This is a genomic window from Zobellia sp. OII3, from assembly GCF_002211465.1.
GTDB classification, from domain to species: Bacteria; Bacteroidota; Bacteroidia; order Flavobacteriales; family Flavobacteriaceae; genus Zobellia; species Zobellia galactanivorans.
On record NZ_MWRZ01000007.1, the window covers coordinates 72715 to 87253 of the forward strand.

1 protein-coding gene is annotated in these 14539 nt (G+C 49.6%); it reads left to right on the top strand.

What is annotated here, in order from left to right; all coding sequences use genetic code 11:
- Positions 1–345: 345 nt before the first annotated feature.
- On the top strand, positions 346–14514 hold the full coding sequence (locus tag B4Q04_RS16715; protein ID WP_088697497.1) for a gliding motility-associated C-terminal domain-containing protein: 14169 nt from the start codon (positions 346–348) through the stop codon (positions 14512–14514).
- The last annotated feature ends 25 nt before the right edge of the window (positions 14515–14539 follow it).

Genomic DNA, 14539 nt, shown 5'->3' on the forward strand with positions numbered 1-14539 from the left:
AACCTGTAAAGGTTTCTATAATTCTTCTTAAGGTTTACTTATAAATGGTAAAAACCATTTTAAAACTCTAAGGGATATTCAACTTACTTACGTTTGGGGTTTTAAGTATCGTTTTGACCATTAAAAGTCACTTTGTCCCCATTCAACTATACATATGGCGTATAGGACCTCAAAAGCCAGTTCAATAAGAATAAAAGGGCTTTTTTGCCCTTAGAATTTCCAATTATTTGAAAACAAGTTAGTCGTTAGCAAATCACTACTTGAATCAAATAAGAATCAAGATATATCAAAGAAATAACCTGTTTATTTTTTTGGTGATAAGACTGTTCCCTTCAATAGCACATTATGAAAATAAATACCCGAAAAACAAATAACAAGTTACTGACAATGGTGTTTCTACTATTCACCGTAGTCAGTTCTTTTGCCCAGCTGAGTGATTTGCATTACCTGCCACCGCTTACCGAGACGAACCAAAATTATATCATTGATCAATCTGTATATCTTTCCACTCCCGAACTGATACCTTTTGATGTAGACATTTACATAGGAACTTCATCAACCCCGGTAGCAACGGTCCCTGTTTCCAATACGGTACCGTATACCTATGTATTGCCCGAAAAAGAGAATGGAATAACATTGCTGCCCAATGCGGAAGTCGGGTTGGTTAGCAGTACTGCCGGCTTGCGCTTAGAGGCACCGGGAGGACAAAAATTTTACGCCAATTATAGAGGCAATAGTAATGCCCAAGGCGTTTCTTTAACCTCTAAGGGACGTGCGGCATTAGGAAGGCATTTTAAATGGGGCGGTATTCCTTTTCTACATGACAGAAATATTTTTAATGCTGTCTTAGGGGTTATGGCTACGGAAGATAATACAACAGTTACAGTTTCAGATTATGATCCTGATTGTGTTTTTAGATTAGGAAATAATGGTAAAGGCTTAACCGATGACACGATTACTATTACTTTAAATAAAGGAGAATCTTATGTTTTGGAGGCAGAAGGAAATAATGGGGACGCCAATAGATATGGATGGTTAGGTGCAGATATTATATCAGATAAGGATATCGCTATTAGTACAGGTCATATTTTACTTGGTGTTATTCCCGGGTCCAATATACAGGATGGGGGTACGGATCAGCCCGTACCTATAGATATCATCGGTCGGGAATATGTTTTTATTAGGGGGGGTGGAACCGATGCCTTAGAATTCCCCATAATAATTGGAACGGCCAGTGGCACCGATATTTTTATAAATGGCTCTACAACACCTATTGCCACTATAAATGATGGCGAATACTTTGTAGTGCCAGGATCGAACTATTCAGGAAGTACGGCGGGTAATAACATGACCGTAACTACGTCTAAAAACGTATATGCCTACCAATGTTTGGCAGGTAGTTCTTCGGGGGCAACTATTGGAATGAACTTTATAGCCCCGGTGAATTGTTTGCTTCCCGACAATGTAAACAACATAAGTGCTATTGAAGATCTGGCAGGAAAAACAATAGATGGCGGATTGACCATCTTGGCATCCAACAGTACTCCTGATGCCAATATTGTTGTAACCGCCAATGGTCTTCCGGTCACCTTGCCTGCTGCTATACCGGCCACGGGCTTACCTTGGAAAAGCTTTTATATTCCAAATTTGACCGGGAATATTTATGTGCAATCTTCAGGGGCAATCGCTGTTGGGGTTGTCGGTTTGAGTGGCGCATTGGGAACAGGCGGGTACTTCTCCGGTTTTGACACGGTACCTGTGGTGGATTACTCCATTTCAGGATCGGGATGTCTTGGAAGCACCATTACACTTACGGAAAATTTTGATACCTACCAATGGTTTAACGATGGGGTTGCCATACCAGGGGCCACGAGTGGAAGCTATACGCCTACCGAAATTGGGGAGCATTACGTAAATGTTTCTAAAAGTGGTTGCGATTACAACTCTAACGTAATTCAGGTATTTTATTGTAATCCGGACATTTACATTAATAAGACCGCTGACAAAACAAGCCTGGTGGAAGGGGAAACGGTAAGCTTTACCATCACCGTGGAAAGTCTAGGTTTAGACGATACAACGGGCCTCGTAATTACCGATGCCCTGCCACCAGGTTTGAGCCTTGTTAGCGCAACACCGAGCAAGGGAACGTGGTCCGCACCCAATTGGAACGTGGGCGATTTGGTAAAGGGCGAAAAACAATCGCTTGTTATCGTCGCCTCGGCTGACGATATCGATGCCCCGATTGCCTCGCGAAGTATAACGAATACCATCTCCAACGCCCAAGATCAAAGCGATTCCAATTCATCCGTAGATGATACGACAGAGGTGATCACTATAGAAAATTTAGATGATGACAACGATGGGGTTCCCGATACTTCCGATGTCTGTGAAGGATACGACGATACCCTCGATACCGATCAGGATGGAATTCCCGACGGATGTGATAGTGATGATGACAATGATGGAATTCCCGATTCGGACGAGTGTGTTCCGCTACCGGCATCGGTTATCGGGGTACAGGACATTTCAGTGAGCTGGATCGATTTTGAATTTAACAAGATAATAGGAAACACCTATTGGTCCGGTAGAAGTGGCAGCGATAATGAATGGGGACCAATAGGCACTTTCGACCTAGGTCCCTTAAATTCAAATTTGGCGGGAATTACGGTCACGATTACCACGGTTTCCAATGAACCGGATGATGCCCGACTTTATATGGGGGCATCGTCGGGAAGTTTCCTAGGCGGGCATGCGGGGTTTATCCTCGAATTCTCGGAGCCCGTTGATATTAGAAGGGAGGCCACGGCAGGCGTTGCTTTCAGTTCCGGTGAGATCGAAACCTACCAGTCAGGTAGCCAAATGCACTACGTTTACGGCGATACGCCGGCTAGTGTTACCGTTACTACCGATGATGGTTCGGGTATTGCAGGTATCGAAGCAAACGGTAGTGGGGGATCGAGTCCCATTGTAGCGGAGAGTTACGGTACGACCTATTTTTATATGGATTGGGACGATAATATTGTTCCCAGTACCCAGCAGTTTCGAATGGAAATCGGTGAATTCCCAAGAATAGTGACTACCGATACCGATGGTGACGGCATCGTGGATTGTAAAGATTCGGATAGTGATAACGATGGTTGCCCCGATGCCTTGGAGGGCGATGCCAGTTATGATTACGGCGATATTGATGGAAACCTTAGACTTACGGCAACCGTAGATGCGAACGGTATTCCTGGGGGAACTTCCCAAGGTAGGGGAACGTCGTTGGACAATTTGCAACAGGCCGACGAATGTTCGGAATGTGATCCCGACCATCCCTTATTTGAAGATATCGATGGCGATACCATCGGTGACGCCTGCGACGAGGATGATGACAATGACGGTATAACCGATGCCTTGGAGTGTACTCCGGCGAGAGGTTCGGTTTCATCGGGAGACGGCACACTTTTGCTTGTCGGGGAGTATAATAATGGCAACGGGGTCAATCAACAATTTACGATTACATCAACGGAATACAATATAGAAGATAAAACTGGGCCGGCCTATAACGGTTTACAAGTGCGATGGAATCAAGGTACGGATCCCACGGTTCGAATGACACTCACCTTGCAAGCGCCTGTAAATGCGGTTCAACAAGCTGTTCGTGTTTCTTCCTATGAACCGAATAGTGAAGTAGGGGCAGTACAAAATGCCGATAAAACCGTAACGATTACCTGGCCCGGAGGCGGAACGGCCGTGCTGTCCGACCCATTGGGCGAAACCGATTTGGGAAATGGCGCGGTCATTACCTCGGGAACACCGTTTCAGGTGGCTCCCGATGCAGCGGGACTTTCGAGACTTGTGCCTGATTCCCAATGGTCTTTATTGATAGATACCAGCACGGGAATAACTTTTCCTATGGACATCGTTTACTATGCGGACGGAACCATAAACTCCAGTGCCAACCATGTAAACGAAGGTTTTGCCTTTCGATCGGTTTTGTCATGCGATTTAGACAATGACGGTGTTCCCAATATACTCGACCTTGATAGTGACAACGACGGAATTTACGATGTGGTGGAAGCAGGGGGCACGGATGCGGACGCCAATGGTATTGCCGATGGAAGCATTGGCGCAACGGGCATCCCCAGTACGGCAGGAACAGGGACGGTCCCAACGGAAACAACGACGGGATCCCCTGATTTTCTAAGTCTGGATAGTGATGCCGATGGTTGTTCGGATGCCAATGAGGCCTATAACGATAGTTCGGCGGATAATGGCGATGGGGCGGAATACAACGATGCCGATACCGCAACCCTTACCGATGGTTCGGGAAGCATACTGGCGAACGGATCGGTCGCATCGGCGGCCTATACTACGGGAGCGGTAAGTGCGGTAACCACTGAAGATTTAGATTTGGATGGCGATGGTTTGGTCGGTGTTTGTGATTTGGACGATGACGGTGATGGCGATCCGGATACGACCGATCCAGATCCTGCAGACCCCTGTGTATACAGTACCGATCAAGTTGCGGCGAATGCCGAGGCAAGTTGGAATGCCTTGGATTGTGACGGCGACGGTGAAAGCAATGGATTTGAAGTAAGCAACAATACCGATCCATCGGACCCTTGTGAAGTAACGGTGGCCACTGTACGTTCGGCAACGGATGAAAACTATGATGTTTGGGCGGCAGCCGATTGTGATGGTGATAATCTGGATAATGGAACGGAAGTTACCAAGGGTACCGATCCATTCGATACCGATACCGATGGTGACGGGGTTCAAGATGACGTGGATTCAGGTGCTCTTGATCCTTGTGATCCCGTGCAGGTCGCGGGATATACCGGTTACGATGCCGGCAATGCCCTTTGGGCGGTGGCGGATTGTGATGGCGACGGGCTTATCAACGGTACGGAAGTTACCAATGGCTCCGATCCCTATAGTTCCGATACCGATGGCGATGGCGTTCAAGATGATATGGATACCGATGCATCGGACCCCTGTGCCCCGGCACAGGATGCGGGGTATGAAGCTTATGATTCCGACAATGCCCTTTGGGAAGCAGCGGATTGTGATGGCGATAATGTGCTTAACGGTACGGAAGCGACCAATGGTTCTGACCCGTACAATGCCGATACCGACGGCGATGGCGTTCTAGATGATATGGATACCGATGCACTGGATCCCTGTGCCCAGGTACAAGCGGCAGGGTATGCCGGATACGATGCTACGAACACTATTTGGGCATCGGCCGATTGCGATGGCGACGGCGTGATCAATAGTACGGAAGTTGCCAATAATACGGACCCCTATAACGACGATACCGATGGCGACGGGGAACCGGACGGATCGGATACGGCCCCCTTGGATCCCTGTGATCCGGCACGGCCTGAAGGGTATATGGGATATGATGCCGGCAATGCCCTTTGGGCAGCGGCGGATTGTGATGGCGATAATGTGCTTAACGGTACGGAAGCGACCAATGGCTCTGACCCTTACAACACCGATACCGATGGCGATGGCGTTCAAGATGATATGGATAGCGATGCATCGGACCCCTGTGCCCCGGTACAGGCCGCAGGTTACACCGGTTACGATTCCGGCAATGCCCTCTGGGCAGCGGCGGATTGTGATGGCGACGGAGTGATCAATGGTACGGAAGTTACCAATACTACTGATCCGTATAGTACCGATACCGATGGCGATGGTGTTCTAGATGATATGGATATTGACACATTGGATCCTTGTGCCCCGGTACAGGCCGCGGGTTACACCGGTTACGATTCCGGCAATGCCCTCTGGGCAGCGGCGGATTGTGACGGCGACAATGTGCTTAACGGTACGGAAGCGACCAATAGCACGGACCCCTATAATACCGATACCGATGGCGACGGTGTTCAAGATGATGTGGATGCCGGTGCATTGGATCCCTGTGGTCCAATGCAGGCCGCAGGTTATAACGGCTACGATGCCGGCAATGCCCTTTGGGCAGCGGCCGATTGTGATAACGACGGGGTTACCAACGGTACCGAAGATACCAACAGTACCGATCCCTATAGTTCCGATACCGATGGCGATGGTATTGCGGATGACGTAGATACCAACGCATTGGATCCTTGTGCCCCGGTACAAGCTGCAGGGTACACGGGTTACGACGCTACGAACCTAACTTGGTCGGCAGCGGATTGTGATGGCGATACCGTACTTAATGCTACGGAAACGACCAATGGCACGGATCCCTATAGTCCGGATACGGATGGCGATGGTATTGACGACGCCCAGGAAGCATCGGATAATACCGACCCCTTAAATGATTGTGATTCCATTGGCGGAACTCCTTTGCCAACAAGTGATTGCGATGGCGACGGTGTGCCTAATTCCTCGGATGCCTGTGAAGGCTTTGATGATGCCATAAATGCCGATGGCGATGCCCTTCCGGACGATTGTGATGAAGATGATGATAACGACGGTATTCCCGATACCGTTGAGGGTAATACCGATTTTGATGGTGACGGTGTTCCAAATCGTTTGGACCTTGATAGTGATAACGACGGTATTCCGGATGTCGTGGAAACGGGGAATGGCAGCTTCGATACCGATGGAAATGGCTCCATAGATGCCGCTGAAAGCGGTGTAGGGCTAAATGGTATTCCCGATGCTGCCGAAGACGGAGGAGTGGATCAAGCGGGAGTAGGAACGGCTCCATTAAATTCTGACGGTACGGCCGGTCCTGATTATTTGGATATCGATTCCGATAATGACGGTATACAAGATCTAGTGGAAGCCCAATCGGATGCGACCTTGGTACAACTAAGTGGCGACGATTCCGATAATGACGGGGTAGACGATGCTTTCGATGCGGATAATGGGGGTAGTTTCAGCAGCCTTCCCGTAAATACGGATTCCGACGGTCGTCCCGATTATTTGGATCTGGATAGTGACGGTGACGGCATCATCGATAATATTGAATGGCAATCCACATCGGGCCATCTTAGCCCATCCGTCGATTCGGATGGTAATGGTCTGGCCGATAATTACGAGGTTTCGGCCGGTTCGGGGGAATCAATAAATGAACCTGAAAATTCAGATGGTCAAGGCAGTCCCGATTTTAGGGATTTGGATGCCGATGGTGATTTCTTGGATGATATCATCGAGGTGTACGATTATAATGATGATCTCGCTGCCGATGTTCTTCCTTCGGGAACGGATGCCGATAACGATGGTTTGGATGATGCCTTTGATTTAAGCATAGTGGCACCTGACGGTCTTGCGGATCCCGACGGGGCGACCAATAATGACCAAGATGTTACCGGTTTCCTAAATACCCAAGATCCCTTTACCAGTGAGGTGGATTTTAGGGATAGCAATGTACACGAGGAACCGATCGATACCGATGGCGATAATGTTGACAATAGTATTGATATCGATAACGATAATGATGGTATTTTAGATTACGTGGAATCCTTGGGATTCCAACCTACGGATACAAAATTAGACCCTTGTAACGTGCCTTCCGGATCCTTTATTGGCGGTAGCTATATAAACGGAACGGGCAGTACGGGAGAGGGCAGTGAAGGTTCTGAATATCGATTCCCGACCGTGGTTACATCCTCTTTGGGCGTTTTGGACGCCATTGTTACGATTACCGATGTAACTAACGCTACCTTGACCTCGATCGATACCAATGTTTCGGGTAGTAACGAGGCTTGGCAACCTACTTTTGACGTAGGTGGCGGGGTCGGTGCCATTGGCAGTATGTCCTTTAATATACGTTTGGTGGCCACCGGAACCGATACCCAGGTCAATCTTATTCGGTTTGGGGGAGTCATTTATGATATCGACGGTGCGAACACCAAAGAAAGCGTAACCCTTAAACGTCCAGGTCTGTACGCCGTTGATAGTAATTCCTTGATTGCCGTATCGGAAAGTGCCGCCCCGGGCACGGTCACTTTTGAGGGGCCTGAACAAACATGGACCGGGGTCGATTTAGGACCGAGGTTGGCCGTATATTTTAATTACTACGAAACCACAAACCTCGATATCACATTTACCGGTGAGCTACAATCGGGTTTTCTTACAAACGATTATTTGGGCTCTGTTTTGTTTCAAACCTGTGATATCAATGGATTGTTTACACCAAACAATACAACATCTGATATAGGTTCGGGAGGCGAACAATCCGGTCCTGGTACTTCACCTGTGTACAAGATCTACCAAGGTATCGATAGCGATAATGACGGTATCGAGGATCATTTGGATATCGACTCCGATAATGACGGTATCCCCGATAATGTAGAGGCTCAACTTACTTCTTCCTACACGGCAAGGGGTACCGTCGATACCGATGTTGATGGTTTGGGTGATCCCTATGAAGGAAGCGGCGACGAAGGTTTAACGGTCGTCGATACCGATGGTGATCAAATTCCCGATTATTTGGATTTGGATTCGGATGATGATGGATTGACCGATAGGGTCGAAGCAGGATTTGCTGCCGCAACCAACAACCTAGATGGGGACAATGATGGTTTATTGGACGGATACGATGATGTGGACACCCCGGGAACCCTTTTCGATACCAATGATGATCAAGATAATGGTGCCGTAGACTTACCTAACATAGCTAAGACCGCAACGCCTGAGGTAGATTATCGTGAAGACGGTATCGACGATAACGACCTGGATGGCATAGCCGATTCAATTGATCAAGATGATGATAACGATGGTATTTTAGATACGCTGGAATATTCAGGAGGCGACCCAAGTACCGATACCGATGGTGACGGCGTTCCTAATCATTTTGATCTAGATTCCGATAACGATGGTATTTATGACGTGGTGGAATCCGGAAGCGATCAGGCCTTTACCGCTGGCGTTCTTGATGGTGCCGTGGGTACCGATGGTATACCCAATACGGTACAGGCAAGCGGACAACAGAATGGCGGTACTGTAAACTATACCGTATCCGATTCTGAAACCACTCCTGATGGTATTGCCGATTTTCTTGAGCTGGATGCCGATGGTGACGGGTGTAACGACGTTATCGAAGCCGGATATACCGATTCGGATGCCGATGGCGTATTGGGTGATGGGCTAACGGTAGTAGATGGCAATGGGGTCGTAACGGGAACCAATGTTTCTGACGGATACACCACCCCTGACAATGTAGATAGCGCTACCGATACCGCATTTGATTTTCAACAGCCAGGTGTTGTTCCGACCATAGCGACGGCGGCCGAACAACCTCAAGATGTTTTGACGAACGGGAGTTCCCCGGAGACCTTCTCGGTAACTGCCACGGGTACGGAATTGATCTACCAATGGCAAGTAGATGATCAATCGGGTGGTGGTTTTGTCGATATAGACGATGCCAATGCCACCGATATATATACGGGTAGTACAAGTGCAACCTTAACCTTGACCGGCATCACCATAGCGGAAAACGGATATCGGTATAGAGTGGTCCTTACGGAAACTTCCTTTGTATGTTCCCCTTTGACTTCATCGGATGCACTGCTTACGGTCGATGTAACGCCACCGCTTCCACCTACAGTGGATATGCAAGTTACGAACGATACGACACCGGTTGTTACCGGAACTGCGGAAGCGGGTTCTAAGGTTACCGTGGTCGTTGGTGGGGCCACCTATGAAATCCTTGCCGATGGTTCGGGGGATTGGACTATCGATACCGAAACGCTTACCCCCGATAGCGGGACGTTTATGCCCAACGTAAACGGGGCTAACGAAGTAGCGGTAACGAGTACCGATGCAGCGGGCAATAGTGCGATAGATACGTCCAATTTGGAGTTGACCATAGATACCTCGGACCCTGAGGTGCCTACGATAGATTTTCAAGTTACGAACGACACGACACCGGTTGTTACCGGAACTGCGGAAGCGGGTTCTAAGGTTACCGTCGTCGTTGGTGGGGCCACCTATAAAACCCTTGCCGATGGTTCGGGGGATTGGAGTGTCGATACGGCTACCCCGACATCCGGAATTTTCGGTCCGAATGAAAATGGTACAAATGAGGTAGCGGTAACAAGTGAAGATGCCGCTGGTAACACTGCGGTCGATATTACGAATTTAGAGTTGACTATCGATACTACGGCCCCAAGCGCCCCAACGGTCGAGATTACCGAAGACACCGACGATAACGGTTTTATAAGTGAAGATGAGTTGTCGGGCGGTATCGATGCCGTGGTGACCCTTCCTGCCGATGCCGCTGAAGGCGATACCGTAACCATCACCGATGGAAATGGGGGCTCCCAAACCGTGGTACTTACGGCAACGGATATTGCCAATACGACTATTGCCGTTGTTATCGCCGATCCGGGCGATGGCGGAACGATCGTGGTAACGGCGAACCTTACCGATGTTGCGGGCAATGTAGGTGCCGATAGCGCAAGCGATACGGCCGTACTCGACCTTACGGATCCAAGTGCCCCGACGATAACGATTACCGAAGATACCAACAATGATGAATTGATCAATGCAACTGAACTATCGGGTACTATCGATGCCCGTGTAAGCCTTCCCGGTGATGCGGTGGCAGGCGATACCGTAACGGTTACCGATGGTAACGGAAATTCCCAAGAGGTGGTGCTTACCGCAACGGATATTGGCAATGCCTATGTTGATGTGGTCATCGCCAATCCGGGCGATACGGGAACGATCGTGGTAACCGCCAGCCTCACTGATGTGGCCGGCAATGTCGGGCCCGATAGTCCTACCGATACCGCGGTACTGGATCTTACGGCCCCAAGCGCCCCAACGGTCGAGATTACCGAAGACACCGACGATAACGGTTTTATAAGTGAAGATGAGTTGTCGGGCGGTATCGATGCCGTGGTGACCCTTCCTGCCGATGCCGCTGAAGGCGATACCGTAACCATCACCGATGGAAATGGGGGCTCCCAAACCGTGGTACTTACGGCAACGGATATTGCCAATACGACTATTGCCGTTGTTATCGCCGATCCTGGCGATGGCGGAACGATCGTGGTAACGGCGAACCTTACCGATGTTGCGGGCAATGTAGGTGCCGATAGCGCAAGCGATACGGCCGTGCTCGACCTTACGGATCCTAGTGCCCCGACGATAACGATTACCGAAGATGCCAACGATGATGAATTGATCAATGCAACTGAACTATCAGGTGCTATCGATGCCCGTGTAAGCCTTCCCGTTGATGCGGTGGCAGGCGATACGGTAAGGGTTGTCGACGGTAACGGAAATTCCCAAGAGGTGGTGCTTACCGCAACGGATATTGCCAATACGACTATTGCCGTTGTTATCGCCGATCCGGGCGATGGCGGAACGATCGTGGTAACGGCCAAGCTTATCGATATGGCCGGCAATGTCGGGCCCGATAGTCCTACCGATACCGCGGTACTGGATCTTACGGCCCCTGGTGTCCCATTGGTGATTATTTCGGAAGACGGTAATGATGACGAATTTATAAACAACGATGAATTATCCGGTGATATTAATGCTGTAATCTCCCTACCTAGCAATACGGCTGAAGGCGATACGGTAAGCATTACCGATGGAAACGGGAATGCCCAAGATGTAATTTTGACGGCGGCTGAAGCTTCCAATGGATTTATCCTGGTAACCATCGTTGACCCAGGTGACGGGGGAACGATCGTAGTAACGGCGAACCTTACCGATGTGGCCGGCAATGTAGGCGCCGATAGTGCAAGCGATACGGCCGAACTCGACCTTACAGGCCCAAGCGCCCCTACGGTAGAAATTGTCGAAGATGCCAACAACGATGGGCTGATCGGTCAGAATGAACTGTCGGGTGCTATCGACGTTCGGGTAAGCCTCCTTGGCGATGCGGAAGAAGGTGATACGGTAAGGGTTGTCGACGGTAACGGAAATTCCCAAGACGTAGTGCTTACGGCAACGCATATTGGCAATGCCTATGTTGATGTTATTGTCGCCAACCCTGGAAATAACGGAACGATCGTAGTAACGGCCAAGCTTACGGATGTGGCTGGCAATGTAGGCCCTGATAGTGCCTCCGATACCGCGGAAATCGATATAGAGGCTCCCGGGGCCCCGACCGTGGTCATTACGGAAGACACGAACAATGATGGCTTGATCAGCGAAGACGAACTTATAGGTGATATTGGCGCACGGGTAAGCCTTCCTGCCGATGCCTTGGAAGGCGATACGGTAACGGTTGTCGATGGCAATGGAAATACCCAAGACGTAGTGCTTACGGCCACCGATATTACGAATGGCTTTATCGATGTGGTCATCGCCAGTCCCGGCGATACCGGAACGATTACTGTAACGGCGAACATTACGGATGTGGCCGGCAATATAGGTCCTGATAGTGCAAGCGATACGGCCGTGCTCGACCTTACGGATCCAAGTGCCCCGACCGTAGAAATTACGGAAGACCTCAATAACGATGAATTGATCAATGACCTTGAGCTATCCGGTGGTATCGATGCCCGTGTAAGCCTTCCCGCTGATGCGGTGGCAGGCGATACGGTAAGGGTTGTCGACGGCAACGGAAATGCCCAAGACGTGGTGCTTGCCGCAACGGATATAGCAAATGCATATATCGACGTGGTAATCCTTAATCCGGGCGAGAGGGGTACGATCGTAGTAACCGCGAACCTGACGGATGTGGCCGGCAATGTAGGTCCCGATAGTGCAAGCGATACGGCGGTACTTGATACCACGAACCCAAGTGCGCCAACGGTAGAAATTTTGGAAGATGCCAACAATGACGGTTTGATCGGTGAAGATGAACTGATCGGGGATATCGATGCCCGTGTAAGCCTTCCTTTGGATGCCTTGGAAGGCGATACGGTAACCGTTGTCGACGGTAACGGAAATGCCCAAGAGGTGGTGCTTACGGCAGCGGATATTGCCAATAGCTTTGTCGATGTTGTTATCGCCAATCCCGGTGACAATGGAACCATTGTCCTTATGGCGAACATTACGGATGTCGCAGGAAACCAAGGCCCCGATAGCCTAACGGATACCGCCTTGCTCGATTTGACCGACCCAAGTGCGCCTATGGTAGCAATTACCGAAGACACGAACAACGATGGTTTGATCGGGAGGAATGAACTGTCCGACGATATCGATGTTCGGGTAACGCTTCCCGCCGATGCCGCTGCCGGTGATACGCTTACGTTTACCGATGGAAACGGAAACTCGCAAGACGTACTGCTTGCCGCGGGCGATATTGCCAATGGATTTGTCGACGTGGTCGTTGCCGATCCCGGGGATATGGGTACGGTCGTGGTAACCGCCCACCTTACGGATGCCGCGGGCAATGTGGGGCCTGATAGTGCTTCGGATACCGCCGTACTGGATCTTGACGATCCTACGGTCGATAGTTTTGCGACCATTGATATCACTCCCGTGTTAACCGGTAAAGGTGACGCGAATGAAACCTTGTTGATCGAGTTGGATACGGACGGGGATGATGTTCCCGATGTAAGCTACACGGTAATTACCGATACCGATGGTGATTGGAGCCTGGATACCGAAACCGCTACACCCGATTCCGGAAGTTTCCCGGTTCTGGTAGATGAAGATGCAATTAATATTACAGCCACCGATCTTTCCGGAAATACGGGAACAGGAAGGGTAAGCGTTTCCGTAGATACCGACAATGATGGGATCAACGATAATACGGAAACTACATTGGGCACGGACCCCAATGATCCCGATACGGATGGCGATGGGATCAACGACGGACAAGAAGTCAATATGGATAACACCGACCCCTTGGATGATTGTAGTTCCGTGAACGGAAATCCCTTGGGAGGAAGCGATTGTGATGATGACGGACTAACCACCGATGAGGAAATGGCCCTAGGTACCGATATCGATAACCCCGATAGCGATGACGACGGACTGTTGGACGGAGAGGAAATCCATCTTGATACGGACCCCAAGGATTCCGATTCCGATGACGATGGGATCTTCGATGGCCAGGAAGTCTTGGATGGAACCAATCCTTTGGATGACTGCGACCATGATGGGGGTACCGCACTTCCGAACAGCGATTGTGATGGCGACGGACTTACCACGGCCCAAGAGGATGCGATCGGAACGGACGCCTATGAAGCGGATACCGATGGGGATACCATCCCCGATGGACAGGAGATCGAGGACGGAACAGACCCCCTCAATCCTTGCGACTCCTTAAACGGAGTACCGACAATTGATGCGGGTTGTAACCCCGAAGTGGTGAACTCGGGTATTTCGGTGAGCAATGAAATCATTACGCCCGATAACGATGGTACCAACGATTCCTTTATAATCGAAAACATAGAATCCTTTCCGAACAATACGGTGCAGATTTATAATCGTTGGGGCGTCAGTGTCTATGAAATGTCGGGTTACGATAATATGACCAATGTATTCACGGGTACTTCCGATGGCAGAACAACCATTAGTACGGATTCGAAACTTCCTGTGGGCGTGTATTTCTATGTGATCAAGTACGAGAACAAGGGAGAAAACCTAAGCAAGGCAGGCTACCTATACATCAACAGATAAAATATTTCCCCAAAAACGAAGTAAG

Excerpts from the sequence above, each read along its gene's own strand:
- B4Q04_RS16715 (WP_088697497.1), top strand. The coding sequence starts at position 346 with ATGAAAATAAATACCCGAAAAACAAATAACAAGTTACTGACAATGGTG.